General features: G+C 66.7%; 16 protein-coding genes. 11 read left to right on the top strand and 5 right to left on the bottom strand.

The window, feature by feature from the left end:
- Nucleotides 1–21: 21 nt before the first annotated feature.
- Both AB0C34_RS02465 and AB0C34_RS02470 read left to right on the top strand, forming a co-directional pair.
- Nucleotides 22–999, top strand: a complete 978-nt coding sequence (locus tag AB0C34_RS02465) for a class I SAM-dependent methyltransferase (RefSeq protein WP_357066680.1) — start codon at nucleotides 22–24, stop codon at nucleotides 997–999.
- Complete coding sequence (locus tag AB0C34_RS02470; RefSeq protein WP_357066682.1) at nucleotides 999–2,171, top strand: class I SAM-dependent methyltransferase; 1,173 nt, start codon at nucleotides 999–1,001, stop codon at nucleotides 2,169–2,171. Before AB0C34_RS02465 ends, AB0C34_RS02470 begins: the two co-directional genes overlap by 1 nt.
- Nucleotides 2,172–2,193: 22 nt before the next feature.
- On the opposite strand, the gene AB0C34_RS02475 is transcribed toward AB0C34_RS02470, so the two are convergent.
- Together AB0C34_RS02475 and AB0C34_RS02480 are read right to left on the bottom strand one after the other, a co-directional pair.
- Nucleotides 2,194–3,525 carry a PQQ-binding-like beta-propeller repeat protein gene (locus AB0C34_RS02475; RefSeq protein ID WP_357066684.1) on the bottom strand — a complete coding sequence of 444 codons (1,332 nt, stop codon included), beginning with the start codon at nucleotides 3,523–3,525 and terminating at the stop codon, nucleotides 2,194–2,196.
- A 654-nt stretch (nucleotides 3,526–4,179) separates the two neighbouring features.
- Nucleotides 4,180–4,491: a hypothetical protein gene (locus AB0C34_RS02480; protein ID WP_357066686.1), complete on the bottom strand. Its 312-nt coding sequence runs from the start codon at nucleotides 4,489–4,491 to the stop codon at nucleotides 4,180–4,182.
- Between the two features lie 329 nt (nucleotides 4,492–4,820).
- Here AB0C34_RS02480 and AB0C34_RS02485 point away from each other — a divergent pair, with 329 nt between their 5' ends.
- The 7 genes from AB0C34_RS02485 to AB0C34_RS02515 all read left to right on the top strand — a co-directional run bounded on the left by AB0C34_RS02485 (nucleotide 4,821) and on the right by AB0C34_RS02515 (nucleotide 9,135).
- Nucleotides 4,821–5,165 carry a metalloregulator ArsR/SmtB family transcription factor gene (locus AB0C34_RS02485; protein WP_357066688.1) on the top strand — a complete coding sequence of 115 codons (345 nt, stop codon included), beginning with the start codon at nucleotides 4,821–4,823 and terminating at the stop codon, nucleotides 5,163–5,165.
- Complete coding sequence (locus AB0C34_RS02490) at nucleotides 5,165–5,857, top strand: cation transporter (protein ID WP_357066690.1); 693 nt, start codon at nucleotides 5,165–5,167, stop codon at nucleotides 5,855–5,857. The genes AB0C34_RS02485 and AB0C34_RS02490 overlap by 1 nt, the downstream gene beginning before the upstream one ends.
- 29 nt (nucleotides 5,858–5,886) lie before the next feature.
- The gene (locus AB0C34_RS02495) at nucleotides 5,887–6,237 is read left to right on the top strand and encodes a DUF3703 domain-containing protein (protein WP_357066692.1); all 351 of its coding nucleotides are present in this window, start codon (nucleotides 5,887–5,889) and stop codon (nucleotides 6,235–6,237) included.
- Between the two features lie 317 nt (nucleotides 6,238–6,554).
- Nucleotides 6,555–7,304, top strand: coding sequence for an acyltransferase (locus AB0C34_RS02500; RefSeq protein ID WP_357068408.1), 750 nt, complete (start codon nucleotides 6,555–6,557; stop codon nucleotides 7,302–7,304).
- A 128-nt stretch (nucleotides 7,305–7,432) separates the two neighbouring features.
- A complete protein-coding gene (locus AB0C34_RS02505; protein ID WP_357066694.1) occupies nucleotides 7,433–7,984 on the top strand; it encodes a DMT family transporter in 552 nt (183 codons plus the stop codon).
- Nucleotides 7,981–8,499 carry a DMT family transporter gene (locus AB0C34_RS02510; protein ID WP_357066696.1) on the top strand — a complete coding sequence of 173 codons (519 nt, stop codon included), beginning with the start codon at nucleotides 7,981–7,983 and terminating at the stop codon, nucleotides 8,497–8,499. The genes AB0C34_RS02505 and AB0C34_RS02510 overlap by 4 nt, the downstream gene beginning before the upstream one ends.
- A gap of 90 nt (nucleotides 8,500–8,589) precedes the next feature.
- Complete coding sequence (locus AB0C34_RS02515) at nucleotides 8,590–9,135, top strand: DUF1697 domain-containing protein (protein ID WP_357066698.1); 546 nt, start codon at nucleotides 8,590–8,592, stop codon at nucleotides 9,133–9,135.
- A gap of 12 nt (nucleotides 9,136–9,147) precedes the next feature.
- On the opposite strand, the gene AB0C34_RS02520 is transcribed toward AB0C34_RS02515, so the two are convergent.
- The 3 genes from AB0C34_RS02520 to AB0C34_RS02530 are packed head-to-tail and all read right to left on the bottom strand — an operon-like array spanning nucleotide 9,148 to nucleotide 12,859.
- Nucleotides 9,148–10,401 (bottom strand): glycosyltransferase family 4 protein, encoded by a 1,254-nt coding sequence (locus AB0C34_RS02520; RefSeq protein ID WP_357066699.1) that lies wholly within the window; start codon nucleotides 10,399–10,401, stop codon nucleotides 9,148–9,150.
- Nucleotides 10,398–12,044 (bottom strand): glycoside hydrolase family 57 protein, encoded by a 1,647-nt coding sequence (locus AB0C34_RS02525; protein ID WP_357066701.1) that lies wholly within the window; start codon nucleotides 12,042–12,044, stop codon nucleotides 10,398–10,400. Before AB0C34_RS02525 ends, AB0C34_RS02520 begins: the two co-directional genes overlap by 4 nt.
- Nucleotides 12,041–12,859, bottom strand: a complete 819-nt coding sequence (locus tag AB0C34_RS02530) for a class I SAM-dependent methyltransferase (protein WP_357066703.1) — start codon at nucleotides 12,857–12,859, stop codon at nucleotides 12,041–12,043. Before AB0C34_RS02530 ends, AB0C34_RS02525 begins: the two co-directional genes overlap by 4 nt.
- A gap of 192 nt (nucleotides 12,860–13,051) precedes the next feature.
- Here AB0C34_RS02530 and AB0C34_RS02535 point away from each other — a divergent pair, with 192 nt between their 5' ends.
- Both AB0C34_RS02535 and AB0C34_RS02540 read left to right on the top strand, forming a co-directional pair.
- Nucleotides 13,052–13,837 carry an electron transfer flavoprotein subunit beta/FixA family protein gene (locus tag AB0C34_RS02535; protein WP_357066705.1) on the top strand — a complete coding sequence of 262 codons (786 nt, stop codon included), beginning with the start codon at nucleotides 13,052–13,054 and terminating at the stop codon, nucleotides 13,835–13,837.
- A gap of 106 nt (nucleotides 13,838–13,943) precedes the next feature.
- The gene (locus AB0C34_RS02540; protein ID WP_357066707.1) at nucleotides 13,944–14,900 is read left to right on the top strand and encodes an electron transfer flavoprotein subunit alpha/FixB family protein; all 957 of its coding nucleotides are present in this window, start codon (nucleotides 13,944–13,946) and stop codon (nucleotides 14,898–14,900) included.

Below are 14,900 nucleotides of genomic sequence, written 5' to 3' on the forward strand. Positions count from 1 at the left end.
ATTTGGGTAGGCTTGCCCACCATGACGGTACGTCCCGACGACCCCGCGCCGAACCCGCATGCCACCGAGGCGGAGGTAGCCGCAGCGCTCAAGGATACGAAGCTGGCCCAGGTGCTCTATCACGACTGGGAAGCCGAGACCTACGACGACAAATGGTCGATCTCGTATGACGAGCGTTGTATCGAATACGCGCGCGGCAGGTTCGACCTCGCCGTCGGCCAGGCCCCGCTGCCGTACGGCAGGGCGCTCGAACTCGGGTGCGGCACCGGCTTTTTCCTGCTGAATCTGATGCAGGCGGGCGTGGCCGAATCGGGTTCGGTCACCGACCTGTCGCCCGGCATGGTCAAGGTCGCGCTGCGCAACGCGCAGAACCTCGGGCTGGACGTGGACGGCCGCGTCGCGGACGCGGAGACCATCCCTTACGAGGACGATACCTTCGATCTGGTGGTCGGCCACGCGGTACTGCACCACATTCCCGACGTCGAGTTGGCGCTGAAGGAATGTCTGCGCGTGCTCAAGCCGGGCGGGCGATTCGTCTTCGCGGGCGAGCCGACCACGGTCGGAAACTTCTATGCGCGCTGGCTCGGTCGGATGACCTGGAATGCCACCACCACGGTCACCAAGCTGCCGGTGCTGAGCGACTGGCGGCGTCCGCAGGAGGAACTGGACGAATCTTCGCGCGCCGCGGCTTTGGAGGCGGTCGTGGACCTGCACACCTTCGACCCGCGTGACCTGGAGACCATGGCCCGTTCGGCCGGCGCCGTCGACGTGGCCGCCAACACCGAGGAGTTCGCCGCCGCGCTGTGGGGCTGGCCGGTGCGCACGTTCGAAGCCGCGGTGCCCGCCGAGAAGCTCACTTGGCGCTACCGGATGGCGATGTATCGTGCCTGGCTCGGCCTGAGCTGGGTCGACGAGAACATCATGCGCCGCGTGGTGCCGCGCCGGTTCTTCTACAACGCCATGATCACCGGCGTGAAGCCGGGCGTTTCCGGCAAATAGTGGGCTACGGCTTCCGTCGCGAGGATGTCGCGTTCCTCGCCAGCGCGGCGGGTCGTGCCGCGTTGGCCGAGGTCGACCGGCTGGAGCTGACTCCGGCGTCGCACCTGCGCGATCTGGAGCGGGTGCGACGCGAGCACGGTGCGTGGGCGCCCGCCCTCCTCGATACGGTGCGGTTGCGCCGCAAGGCGGGCGCAAAGCTGGTCGACGCAGGGGAGTGGCTGTTCACTGATGACGCCCTGCAACAGGCCACCCCGACGGTAGTGGCCCGGCAACGGGCAGCACGGTTGACGGGTCGGGCCGTGCACGACGTCACTTGCTCGATCGGCGCGGAACTTGTCGAACTGGCGCGAGTCTGCCCGTCGGTGATCGGGAGTGATCTGGATGACGTGCGGCTGTCGATGGCCGCGCATAATCTGACCGGGGATCGAAACGTCTTGTTGGCCAGGGCCGACGCGCTCGTCCCGGTGACCACCGGCACCGTGGTGGTGGCCGATCCGGCGCGTCGCGCCGATGGTCGGCGCACCCACGACCCGGCGAAGCTGCAGCCGCCACTACCGGATCTGCTCAACGCCTATCCCGGCCGCGATCTGGTCGTGAAGTGTGCTCCCGGACTGGATTTCGACCGACTCGGCTGGGCCGGCGAAATCGAAGTGGTGTCGCTGGATGGCGCGGTACGCGAGGCATGTCTGTGGTCGCCGGGATTGACGGACGCCGACATCACCCGGCGTGCCACCGTATCCGCCACAAACCGGCCATCTTTCACGCTCACCGATGCCGACCCCGACGACATTCCCGAACAGGCGCCGGGGGAGTGGATCATCGACCCCGCCGGCGCCGTCGTCCGTGCGGGCCTGGTCCGTCACTACGCCGCGAAACACGGTCTGTGGCAATTGGACCCACGTATCGCCTATCTCACCGGTGATCGGGTCCCCGACGGGACCCGCGGGTTCCGCATTGTCGACCGCCTGGAATTCCGGGAGAAGACGCTGCGTTCAGAACTGCGGCGTCGTGACTGTGGGGCACTCGAGATCCTGGTGCGGGGTGTCGACGTAGACCCTGACCAGTTGCGTCGCCGCTTGAAGCCGACCGGCACCCAGTCGTACACGTTGGTGATCACGCGAATCGGCCGCGCCGCAACCGTTTTCGTCTGTATCGCGGTCGCGCCGCGATGACGACACGGCCGGGGTGGGCTGGTCAGGGCTCCGGTACGAAGGCGAAGAGCTCGCCGATTCGAGTGGCTACGACGATTTCACCCTTGGCGCTGACGGAGGTGCCGGTCGTGGCGCCCGCGGCATCAGGCAGGACGTCCGAGTCGATGGTGGCGCCGCTACTGGTGTCGAAGGTGATGAGGTTGAGGCCGTCACCGATGGTGGCGGTGGTGTACCCGGTGCCGCCCGCGGTCTGAACCGGTGTGCCGCGGAGTGCGAGATCTTTACGCTCCCAAGCGATCTCCGGCACATCGCCCTTGTCGCGGAGGGCCAGTAGATAGCCTTCGTCGCCGGAGGGAATAACCAGGCCGTCGCTGGAAACCGAAATACCACCGCGCGGCGCCCATTCCAAGGGCTGGACCCATTTGGTGCGCCCGTCGGAGGTGTCTACGGCGATCAGGCGCTTGCTGTTGTCGCCCACGTAGACGGTCTTGCCGTCCGTCGACAGGGCGGGGCTGGTCGCGCTGCCTCCCGACAGCATGTCGGCACGCCATTCTTGCTGAATCTTGTTGTTCGCGTAGCGGAGCGCGACCAGAGCTGCGGTCGGCTTGCCCGGCTGCCACAGTGTCACGAAAAAGCGGCCGCTCGCGGCATCGACGGCGGAGATGGTCGCGACCGGGCACTGCGGCCCTCCAGTACGGCAGTCGTCCAAGCCCTGGCCGGCTGCCGGCCAGGTGAGGTCAGGGTGGGCAAGGTAGTCCGGCTCGCCGAGCAACTGCACCGTCGGTGCGAGGCGTTCACCCGTCTGACGCGACAACACATCGACCTGACCGGATTGCGTAACCGTGATCAGCGTTCCGTCGCCGGTGAATTGCAGTGAGACCGGCGTTCCGGCGACCGTCGTGCTCCAGCGGGGCTGCCCCAGGTAGTTGAAGGAGGTTACATGGCTGTCGTCACCGATGTAGACATTGGTCATCCCGTCGACCAGCGAGGGCGACGAGATCGCGTTCGGTTCGAGCTTGTTACAGAACCGTTTGCGGCCGGTGGACATCTGGAACGAGAAGATCGCGCAGGTAGGGGTGCGTGTGGTCAGGAAGATCTGCCCATCGGGGCCGATCGTGACCGCCTCGGCGATCGGTCCGCCGATCGGACGCGACCAGCTCAGCGCGACTTTCCGTGCGCCGGTGATCGGACTTGCGGCGCTGTTGTGGCCGTCGTGGTAGGCCGCGGGCCAGCCGGTGCCGGGACCGACGGTGATGTCGTCGACGTCGGTGCCGCAGCCGGACAAGGCCAGTGCGCCGACCGCGGCCAGTACGGCCGCAGCACGTATCCGGGACGGTCGCCACAGGGAAGTAGCCAGTACGCCGCCGCTTCGCACCTGCCGTACTCCTGTCTTCATCTGCCCGTACGCGACCGAGGGTGTCGAACCACAGTCCCGGATCGGTCTTTTCACCGGCGAGTTCGGGGCGCCGTCGCCAGCGCACGAGTCACTGTACGGGAGGCGGTGGGTCGGCCTGCAAGCAGGCCATCGCGCCTACCAGCATCGTTTTCGGCCCGGACGCGAGGCAACACACGTCGCGGCTCGGGGTGCGCCCGCGTCCCATTGCGCACCCGGGTTGCTGAGGCGGGCATGTCGTCAGTGGCACGAGATCAGACCATGGATGAAGCGCAGTTCGGTATGCGTTATCCGGCGTGGACTGTGCGGTGGGTGGGCCTGCGAGGTCTCCGATTAGTTGGACCGTCCGGCGCTGCGGCCACCCGGCCGCACGACACAACGGGCCGAACAGAACTGCCCGGCTTCGCTGACGGAGCATGGTGGGATACGAACACCTCCGAACCGGATTGCGTTCGTCGATAGCTCGCACTCCGGCCGAAGGTCTCCGCTGTGCCGGCTCGACACGTTGTCACCAACGTCCGATACCACTGCAACTGTTCGATAGCCGCGGGCCGCGAGCTGTTGTCACGCCCGCGACAGCAGTCTCCGTGGCGTTTCGAACTGAAACTGTGGCCGTCGGATGTATGTCGCAGTGGCTCAGAACGCGCTTCCGGTGGACGGCAAGCCGTGCGACAGGTGAGCGCTCCCGGTACCGCCATGCCGGTGCGAGAGATGAGCGCTACCGGAACCGCCGTGCCTGTGCGAGAGGTGGCCGCTACCGCCACCGCCGTGGATCGGAGCGCCGGGGGTAGGCGTCTCGGCTTGATCGGCGGGCTCGAGCACCAGTGGAGTAGCGAAGGCGGGGGCCACCAGCGCCGTCGCCGGCGCCAGCGCGAGCGCGCCCGCGATGGCGATGCGGGCCAGCACGCGGCGGGACTGTCCGTTGTCGTGGTGAATTTTCTGAGTCATGGGGTACTTCCTCACTTGTGCACAGCGGTCGATCAGTGACCGCTCGGATGTCCGAGGAATCCGCGCCCGCGCGCGCGGGCGAATCCCCTCGAACGGCAGCCATCGTACCGTTGTGTAGCGGCTCATCATCGGGGAGTGGATAGTGGCCGCCTCGACTGTGCGGAACGTCATGCGGAGACGAACGGTGGCTACGGTTTACCCGTCGGTCTCGGCCGGTGACATGGCTGCACAACCGCACGGCCCGGTAGCGCGAGCGGCCGGTGCCGGGTGGAGACGCCGTTATGCCGAGGCGAGGGTCATAGTTCACTGGTTTTTGGATACAGTTTTCCATGTATTATCGGGATGTGGAGACGCTGTCGCAGAGTGACGCGCTGGCCCGCTTCGGGCATGCATTGTCGGACCCGACCCGCACCCAGATCCTGTTGAACCTGCGCACAGCGCCGGGTTATCCGTCGGAACTGGCCGACCGGATCGGGGTATCGCGGCAGATTCTGTCCAATCATCTGGCCTGCCTGCGCGGGTGTGGGCTGGTGGTCGCGGTCCCGGAGGGTCGGCGCAGCCGCTACGAGTTGGCCGACGCTCGCATCGCGGCAGCGCTCGATGATCTGCTCGGGTTGGTGCTGGCGGTCGATCCGGCCTGTTGTCCGGTGTCGGATGTCGAAGGGTGCTGCTGATGGCTTCGCTCGGTATGCCCACGGTGCCGTCGGCGTTCGGTCCGAGTCCGGATCGTAAAGTGGTGCTGGCGCGACGAATTCGGTGGTTTGTCGCCGCGACCATCTCCTACAACGTGATCGAGGCGATCATCGCCCTGACCGAGGGGACCCGGGCGTCATCGACGGCGCTGATCGGGTTCGGGCTGGATTCGGTGATCGAGGTGTCCTCGGCAGCCGCGGTGGCGTGGCAGTTCGCCGGCCGCGATCCGGAGCGGCGGGAGAAGATTGCGCTGCGGATCATCGCGTTCTCGTTCTCAGCCCTCGCCACCTACGTCGTTATCGACTCGATCCGTGCGCTGCTCGGCCTGGGCGAGGCCCAGTACTCCCCGGTCGGGATCACCCTTGCGGCCGCAAGTCTTGTCATCATGCCGGTGCTGTCGGCCGCGCAACGTCGCGCCGGACGTGAACTCGGATCCGCTTCCGTGGTGGCCGACTCCAAGCAGACCGTGCTGTGTACCTATCTTTCCGCGGTGCTCCTGGTCGGGCTGCTGCTCAACAGTTTATTCGGCTGGTCGTGGGCCGATCCGATCGCCGCGCTGGTGATCGCTGTGATCGCGGTGCGGGAAGGGCTCAACGCCTGGAGCGGCGACACCTGCTGTGCTGCGCCGGTCGTGCTCGGTGCCGCCGGAACTGACTGCGACTATTGCGACTGACCTCCACCGGATGGTCGAAAGGACCTGTTATGCCACGAATCCCGCACGCGGCCCGCATCCGTTACCGACAGGAGATGGCGGCCGCGAAGACCGCGGGCGACGACGACCTGCGGTGGGCGCGTCTCGAGCGTGCGCACATCCTGTCCCAGCCCGATCCATGGCTGCACACCGGTAATCATGTCGCCATGCTCGCCCTGGCCGTGCGGCAACGCGACCGGCGCGAAGCCTTCGGTCAGGTCGTTCGGATCATCGTCGCCGCCCCCGGCTCGCTATCCGGCCGCTACCCCGAAGGCAACACCGGCCGCGCCGGCGTCGGGCTGCGTCAGCCGATGTCGATCCCACCGGATCTCGCGGCCCTGCTCCGCCCTGCTGCCACCTGAGTCGGGTGAGCCCAACCGAGGCGTCAGCACCGCCGTCACTCTTGGCGAACCCGACAAGTGAGTGCCGGATACATGGCTGCGGACTGACTGCCGACAGCCATCGTTGCGGGTGATAGGCCACCGCGTTTCGGCATGGAAGGCCGGCGCACTGGGGTCGCGCTGCCTATGGGCGGCCTTGTTTCACCACTTGGCAGGGTGTGCAGGCGTTTCGACACTCGTCGCGGGTGGTCGGCTACCGGCTCGCCTCGGGCGATAGGCTTGACTGGTCGCCGTCGAGGTGGGCGACGGCCCTTAGTAACACGACAGGAGAGCCGTTCGTGACGAGCATGTGGGGCGCGCCGTTACGCGCGCGCTGGCGCGGATCGCGTCGCCGTGATCCGCAGCAGGCGCGATTTCTGACGCTGTCGTCGCTGCGCTGGGTGCTCGCGAACCGCGCTTACACGCCGTGGTATCTGGTCCGCTATTACCGGCTGCTCAAGTTCCGCATGGCCAACCCGCACATCGTGCTGCGCGGCATGGTGTTCCTGGGGCGGCGAGTCGAAATTCACGCGACCCCGGAGCTGAGCCGGATGGAAATCGGCCGCTGGGTGCACATCGGTGACGGCAACGCGATCCGCTGCCATGAGGGTTCGCTGCGCATCGGCGACAAGGTGGTGTTCGGTAAGGACAATGTCGTCAACACCTACCTCGACATCGAGATCGGCGAATCGACGTTGGTCGCCGATTGGTGCTACATCTGCGATTTCGACCACAAGATGGACGACATCACGATGCCGATCAAGGATCAGGGCATCGTGAAGAGCCCGGTCCGCATCGGCCCCGACACCTGGATCGCCGCGAAAGTCACCGTGCTGCGCGAGACGCGCGTCGGCCGCGGCTGTGTGCTCGGCGCGCATGCCGTGGTCAAGGGTGAGGTCCCGGATTACAGCATCGCCGTCGGCGCGCCGGCGAAGGTGGTCAAGAACCGCAAGACCGCCTGGGAGGCGGGCGCCGAGGATCGCGCCAAATATGTTGCGGCATTGGAAGACATCGAGCGCAAGAAGAATGGGGCGACCCAGAAGGCCTAGCGTCTCGGTTCCGCCGCCCAAAGACGCGCCACTATTGAACGTGCCGCTATATAGCGGTATCTTACTGGGGCTACGACGTTCTCGACCACGAGAGCGTGTTGTGACCCGAGTGAAGGGCGCGTCTCCCCATGACGACCACTATCATGTTGGCACTCGTCTTCCTGTTCATCCTGATCGGCGGCGCGCTGCGGTCGGTCGAAGCGGGTTGTCAAAACACGCTGATGGACTCCCTCAAGAACATGTGGCTCTGTGGCGTGATCTCGTACGCGGTTGCGCTGACCGGGTTTTCCATCTTCCTCGCGCTCTCGTCGAAGACACCGTGGCCCAGTCTCGACGATGTCCGGCACATGCCGTGGTGGGCGCCGTTCGGGGGCCTCATGGGTGGGGCCGCCGTTCTCGGCATGATCGCCGTGGCCCGGTATGTCGGTGTCGCGACCTTCAGCGCGCTGGTGATCATAGGGGAAATGATCGTAGCGCTGATCATGGACAACTTCGGGCTCATGGGATTTCCGGAGCGCTCCGCGACTTTTCCGCGCTTCGTCGCGTGTGCGCTGATCACCTTCTCGATCTATCTCGTGGCCAGAGGCTCGTCCGAAGAGTCCGCCACGACACGCGATGCGGCGGAGCCTGATCGGGAACGCATCGACCTCTCCTCCACATCGGAAGGACATTCGCTGTGACGACGAGCACCGCTGAGGCACCCGTATCCAAGACACGTACCAAACTGTCCCCGAGGATGACCGCGGTCGTCTTCGCCTTCATCCTCGTCGGCGGCGCACTGCGTTCCGTCGAAGCGGGGTGTCAGAACTCGCTGAAGCTGGCGCTGGAGAACGTCTGGCTCTGCGGCGTGATCTCCTACGCGGTGGCGTTCACCGGTTTCACTGTGTTTCTCCTGATTTCCCTTGCTGTTTCGTCCCACAAGGTCTGGCCGAGCCTGGCCGACGTCAAGAGCATGCCTCGGTGGGCGCCGTTCGGCGGATTGCTCGGCGGGGCGGCGATCTTCGCGATGATCGCGGTGGCCTCGGGTGTCGGCGTCAGCACGTTCAATGCCCTCATCATCGCCGGACAGATGGTCATGGCCGTGGTGCTCGATCACTTCGGGCTGATGGGATTTCCGCGCCGCAAGGCAAGCCCACAGCGCTTCGCGGCATGTGTGATGATCGCGATCGGCATCTACCTGATGGCCCGATACTGACCGGGTCGGACCGCCCGGACGTGACGCTGTGGGCGTCGGCATCCGCGACGCACGCTTCGGATGTCGGAGGAATTGGGTAGGTTTTCCGACATGAACAGCTACGCCGCGCTGTTGCGCGGGATCGCGCCGAGCAATCCGAATATGAGCAATGCGAAGTTGCGCGCGGTGTTCGAGGGGCTCGGGTTCGAGGGCGTCGCGTCAGTGCTGGCCAGCGGCAATATCGTGTTCCGCAGTGCGGACACCGACGTCGCCGCGCTGGAGCAGCGCATCCAGCAGGCGCTGATTCGGGAACTCGGGATCGGCGGCGGTACGATCATCCGCAGCTACGGCGAATTGCGCGCTCTACTGGACGCCGACCCGTTTCCCGGACTCACACACGGACGCGGAACCTATCTGATCGCGACATTTCTCAAGGACGGGGCGAAGGCGCCGCCCGTGTTGCCCGATCAGCCGGATCCGCTGACCCGGATCGTCGGTTACGACAAGGCGGCCCGCGCGTTTCTCGCGGTGATCGACAACAGTGAGCCGGGCAAGACACCGAACTTCATGGCATGGCTGGACAAGACATACGGCAAGGACATCACAACCCGCACCTGGCTCACCATCGAGCGCATCGTGAAGAAGCTGGCGGCCTGATCGGAGCGCGTGCTACTTCGGATCCCGTTCCGGCAGTGGGCGTTCGACAATCGTCGGGCGGCCCAGCGGATTGCGGACCCGGCGTTTGGCCGAGTGATACACCTGAGCGGTTTCCGTGGCGACCATGTCCCAGGCGAAATCGGCGGTGAGCCGTTCCCGGGCGGTATAGGCCCGCTGCTGGGCTGCGGCGGGGTCGTCCAGGGTCGCGCGAACCGCCTCGACCAGGCCGTCTACGTCGGCGGGAGCGAAGGATGCGCCCGTGACGCCGTCGATCACGGCTTCGCCGAGGCCTCCGGCCGTCGAGGTGACCAGGGGGGTGCCTGCGGCGGCCGCCTCCAGCGCGACGATGCCGAACGGTTCGTACCGGCTCGGCAACACGATCGCGTCGGCGCCATGCAGCCAGCCGAGCAACTCCTGGTGATCGAGTTGTCCGGCGAAGGTGACCGCGCGAGCCACCCGATGTACGCGTGCGCGCTCCCGCAGCCAGTCGAACTGAGTGCCGACGCCTGCGATGGTCAGCGTGACGCCGGGATGCGCGCGGCGGATCCTGGGCAGCGCTGCGATCGCGTCTTGGACGCCCTTTTCGTATTCCAGCCGGCCCACGTACAGCAGTCGCGGGGGGCCGGTGCGCGGGGAGCGAGGTCGAAAGGTCCAGGCGCCCACATCGATGCCATTGCGGATCACCGTCATCGGGATCCGTTCCGGCCCGTAGAGCCGCTCCACTTCGTCCTGCATGGACGACGAGCAGGTGATCAGCGCGTCGGACTCGTTGGCCAGCCACCACTCGACCGAATGCACCTGCTTGTTGACCTTGCCGGCGACCCAGCCGCTGTGCCGGCCGGCCTCGGTCGCGTGGATGGTCGAAACCAACGGCACGTCGTAGTACTCGGCCAGTGTGATCGCGGGGTGCGCGACCAGCCAGTCGTGTGCATGCACCACATCAGGGATCCAGCCGTCACCGATACCCGGCTTGCCCAGGGCGACGCCCGCGCGCACCATCGCGTGCCCCATCGCCAGCGTCCAGGCGAGCATGTCCTCGCCGAAGTCGAATACCGGCGGGTCCTCCGCCACCGCGACGACCAGCACTCCGTCGGCGATGAAGGAATGCGTGGGATGGGTCGAGGAGTCGGTGCCGGAGGGACGTCGAGACAGCACAACCACCTCGTGGCCTGCGGCGGCGAGTTCGGTGGCGAGATGATGCACGTGCCTACCCAGCCCGCCGACCACGACCGGCGGGTATTCCCATGACACCATCAGAATCTTCATGCAAGCCCTTCTGCGGCGGAGCCGGGGTCCGTGGTGGCGGGGCCCGATCCTGGCACGGTGGCGGGTACGGCACCGGTGGCGCTGACGTCGGACCCCACGGAGCCGAATCGCCTCGCGTCCACATCGGGGAAGAGCCCGTCAGCAGCTTCCCATCCTGCCGTCAACTGGGCGGCTTTGGCGACCTGCCCCGCTCCGACCGCCGCGGCGATCTCTCGCACGGCGTGCGCGTGCCGGTGTGCGCGGTCGCGCGCGTAGCCCGCGGCGGAGTCCTTGCTGACCATGAACGCCCAGTCGCTGGAGACGGTCAAGATCGCCTCGCGCAGCAACTGGTCGGCGATGCGATCGCGTAGCCGGGGCGAGTTACCTTCGCCCGCACGCATCTTGTCGATCGTGTCCAGTGTCAGCCGCACGATGTCGTCGTTGAGTTCGACCAGATCCCGCACCTGATCGCCAGACCACACCCGCCAGTCTTTTCCCGAACCCCAGGACGAGTCCGCCAGCGGCACCGGTTCGCCGGTGTACCCGCGGTCGAGCGCGTCGGCCAGCGTGCCGACGGTGACGCCCGCTTCGGGCAGTGCGCGCAGCACCTGGGCGAGCCACTGCGGACCTTCGTGCCACCAGTGTCCGAACAGTTCGGTGTCGAACGCGGCGACGACGAGTGCGGGCCGCCCGATCCGCGCGGACTCGGTGATCAGCCGTTCACGGACGGTCCGCACGAAGTCGTCCACGTCGCGGGCGATCGCAGCGGCAGCCAGTTCGGGATCGTAGGGGGCCTTGTCCGGACCGGCGACCGTCTTGCCGGTGACCCGCGCGGGCTTGAGTCCGGTCCTGTGATCGTAGTGGTGAAAATCACGGTAGGCGCCGTGACCGGGATAGCCGGACTTGGGCGACCACACGCGATAGCTGACCTGCAGATCACGGCCGAACGCCACCACGTCGGAATCATGCACCGGACGGCCCAGCGTCGTGTCACCACGCAGCGCGGGGCCGTCGACCATGAAATGCGTGACGCCCGCGGCGGCGTAGTCGATCTCCATGCCTGGCGTGTACCCGCATTCCGGCGCCCAGATTCCGGTGGGCGTGCGGCCCCAGCGGTGCCGGGCGTCGGCAAGGCCCTCGGTGAGCTGATACCGGCGCAGCCGCGGATCGAGCAGCGGCTGAAACGGGTGCGCGAGCGGCCCGCCGAGCAATTCGATCGTCTGGGCGTCGACGAGTTCGCGCCAGACCGGTGCGGCGCCGTGCCGCCAGCGCAGCTCGAACTCCGCCAGCGCCGCCGCGGCCAGCCGATGTTCCCGCCTGCCGAGCGCGACGTTGCCCGCCATCGCCGCCTCGTCCGCGCGCAGCTGCCAGTTGCCCAGCCAGTGGTGCATGCCCGCCACACAGTGCGGGTCATCGAGCTGGGCCGCGAGCACCGGCGTGATACCGAGGCTGAGTAGATGGGAACGGCCTTCGGCCGCCAGGGTTCGCAGCACCTCGACGAGCGGGAGGTAGGACGCGGCCCAAGACTGATAGAGCCATTCCTCACCGACCGGCCAACGGCCGTGATGGGCCAGCCAGGGTAGGTGGGAGTGCAGGACCAAGGTGAACTGGCCCGGTACCGGGCTTGCGGGGTGCCCGCCGGGCACTGCGGTGCGGTCGGTCAAGGCCGCACCGCGATGGCGACCAGATCGAGGCTCGCGTCGATGTTCTCGGCGACGAGCACGAAGTCCTCGGCCGTGACACCCGCGACGTCCGCGATCAGGTCGGCGGGCCATGGCTCGCCGGCGAGCGCTCGCTGGATCTGCGCGTCGATGAACGATCCACCGTGCTTGACGTCCAGCTCTCGCAGCTGTGGTCCGTGCTGCACACCGATCATCCGCGCGACCTCGAATCCGGCCTCGACCAGTAGCTGCGTCAGCTCAGCCGCGTGCAGTTCTCTGGTGTGGAACGGGTTGAGCGGCGTATCCCGGCCGGGGGAGAAGGTGATTCGATTAGGGGTGCTGATCAGCAGCTCGCCGCCGGGGCGAAGCACTCGCAAGCACTCCCGCAGGAATTGTGACTGGTCCCAGAGGTGCTCGATCACTTGAAAATTCACCACCACGTCGACCGAGGCATCCTCCAGCGGAAGAGCGGCGAGGTTGCCGTGCAGCATCCGCACCCGTGGGTAGCGGGCGCGCACGTGCTCGACAGCGCTGCTGTCGTAGTCCAAGCCGATCACCTCGGTGGCCACATCAGCGATCATGTCGGCGCCGTACCCTTCGCCGGAACCGGCTTCCAGCACGGTCTTTCCCGCGCAACGGTCCAGCATGCGGGCGTAAGCGATCTCGTGCCTGCGGAACCAGTAGTTCTCCTCGGCGATGCCGGGGACGGTGCGCTCACCGGTCAGCGGCAGCGGTTCGACGGTGTCGGCGGTCGTCCGGGGGTCGGTGGCAATGCTCGTCGGGTCGCCTACTGCGGCAGGGATCACAGCCTCGCTCATCACTCCGACGTTACTGGCACAACCGGCGCACCATATTGTCCGGTGTGGGGTTTGTCGACGGGGAGGACCAAGTTACTGATGGGTAACTTAACGTAGGGTAATGTCACGCCCTGAGCCACTCATACGGACGTACGGCCGAGCTCGTGCGACCACCACACCCGTGTAACCAGAACAGGAGGTCGACGAAGACCGATGCCGAACATCGTCGTACTCATCAAGCAGGTTCCCGACACCTGGTCCGAGCGCAAGCTGGCCGACGGTGACTACACCCTCGACCGGGAGGCCGCCGACGCCGTCCTCGACGAGATCAACGAGCGCGCCGTCGAAGAGGCGCTGTTGATCAAGGAAGCGCAGGGCGGCGAGGTCACCGTACTGGCCGCGGGCCCCGACCGCGCCACCGAGGCCATCCGCAAGGCGCTGTCCATGGGCGCCGACAAAGCCATCCACATCAACGACCCGGCCATCCATGGCTCCGATGCCGTGCAGACCGCCTGGGTGCTGGCCAGTGCGCTCGGCCAGGTCGAGGGTGTCGAGTTGGTCATCGCGGGTAACGAGGCCACCGACGGTCGCGCGGGCGCGGTACCCGCGATCATCGCCGAATATCTCGGCTTGCCGCAGCTGACCCACCTGCGCAAACTGACCGTCGACGGAAACAAGGTCACCGGCGAGCGCGAGACCGACGACGGCGTTTTCAAGCTGGAGGCCACCCTCCCGGCCATCGTGAGCGTCAACGAGAAGATCAACGAGCCGCGCTTCCCGTCCTTCAAGGGCATCATGGCCGCCAAGAAGAAGGAAGTGCAGACCTTCACGCTGGCCGACCTCGGCGTCGACCCGTCCACCGTCGGCGTCTCGAACGCGGGCAGCAGCGTCACCGGCGCCACCCCGAAGCCTGCGCGTACCGCGGGCGAGAAGGTCGCGGACGAGGGCGACGGCGGCACCAAGATCGCCCAGTACCTGATCGGCCAGAAGATCATCTGATCTCGGCAGTGCTCGTGCGGGACACCACACCCGGTCGGCTGAACGACCAGCTGCGTGATCGGAATCGCTTCGCCCGAGATCTGAGACTTTCTAGGAGAGAACACAAATGGCAGAAGTACTTGTGCTCGTCGAGCACGCCGACGGTGCGATCAAGAAGGTCAGCACCGAACTGCTCACCGCCGCGCGCGCCCTCGGCGAGCCGGCCGCCGTCGTACTCGGCGCGGCGGGCACCGGCGAGAAGCTGGCCGACGCATTGGCCGCCGCGGGTGCCGAGAAGATCTACATCGCCGAATCCGATGACGTGGAGAACTTCCTGGTGACCCCGAAGGTCGACGTACTGGCCGGGCTGACCGAGTCGGCCTCCCCGGCCGCGGTCATCGTGGCCGCCACCGCCGAGGGCAAGGAGGTGTCGGGTCGCCTCGCCGCTCGCATCGGCTCCGGCCTGTTGATCGACGTCATCGACGTGAAATCCGACGGCAGCGCGGTGCACTCCATCTTCGGTGGCGCGTTCACCGTCGATGCCAAGGCCACCGGCGACGTGCCGGTGATCTCGGTCCGTCCCGGCGCCATCGACGCGTCGGCGCAGGCCGGCGCGGGCGAGAAGGTGACCGTCGAGGTGCCGGCGCAGGAAGACGGCGTCGTCAAGGTGGTTTCCCGCGAGCCGGTGGTCGCCGGTGACCGTCCGGAACTCACCGAGGCCGCCATCGTGGTCTCCGGTGGTCGCGGTGTCGGTTCCGCTGACAACTTCGCGGTCGTCGAGGCGCTGGCCGACTCGCTCGGCGCCGCTGTCGGCGCTTCACGCGCCGCGGTCGACTCGGGCTACTACCCCGGCCAATTCCAGGTCGGTCAGACCGGTAAAACCGTCTCGCCGCAGCTGTACATCGCTCTGGGTATCTCGGGCGCGATCCAGCACCGCGCCGGCATGCAGACCTCGAAGACCATCGTCGCGGTCAACAAGGACGAAGAGGCCCCGATCTTCGAGATCGCCGACTACGGCATCGTCGGCGATCTGTTCAAGGTCGCGCCGCAGCTGACCGACGCGGTCAAGGTGCACAAGGGCTGA

Origin of the sequence: Nocardia sp. NPDC049220 (genome assembly GCF_040647855.1) — a bacterium.
In the GTDB taxonomy this organism is placed as follows: domain Bacteria; phylum Actinomycetota; class Actinomycetes; order Mycobacteriales; family Mycobacteriaceae; genus Nocardia.

Coding starts and splice junctions, on each gene's coding strand:
- AB0C34_RS02465 (WP_357066680.1), top strand. CDS start 22: ATGACGGTACGTCCCGACGACCCCGCGCCGAACCCGCATGCCACCGAG.
- AB0C34_RS02480 (WP_357066686.1), bottom strand. CDS start 4,491: ATGACTCAGAAAATTCACCACGACAACGGACAGTCCCGCCGCGTGCTG.
- AB0C34_RS02485 (WP_357066688.1), top strand. CDS start 4,821: ATGTATTATCGGGATGTGGAGACGCTGTCGCAGAGTGACGCGCTGGCC.
- AB0C34_RS02490 (WP_357066690.1), top strand. CDS start 5,165: ATGGCTTCGCTCGGTATGCCCACGGTGCCGTCGGCGTTCGGTCCGAGT.
- AB0C34_RS02495 (WP_357066692.1), top strand. CDS start 5,887: ATGCCACGAATCCCGCACGCGGCCCGCATCCGTTACCGACAGGAGATG.
- AB0C34_RS02505 (WP_357066694.1), top strand. CDS start 7,433: ATGACGACCACTATCATGTTGGCACTCGTCTTCCTGTTCATCCTGATC.
- AB0C34_RS02515 (WP_357066698.1), top strand. CDS start 8,590: ATGAACAGCTACGCCGCGCTGTTGCGCGGGATCGCGCCGAGCAATCCG.
- AB0C34_RS02520 (WP_357066699.1), bottom strand. CDS start 10,401: ATGAAGATTCTGATGGTGTCATGGGAATACCCGCCGGTCGTGGTCGGC.
- AB0C34_RS02530 (WP_357066703.1), bottom strand. CDS start 12,859: ATGAGCGAGGCTGTGATCCCTGCCGCAGTAGGCGACCCGACGAGCATT.
- AB0C34_RS02535 (WP_357066705.1), top strand. CDS start 13,052: ATGCCGAACATCGTCGTACTCATCAAGCAGGTTCCCGACACCTGGTCC.
- AB0C34_RS02540 (WP_357066707.1), top strand. CDS start 13,944: ATGGCAGAAGTACTTGTGCTCGTCGAGCACGCCGACGGTGCGATCAAG.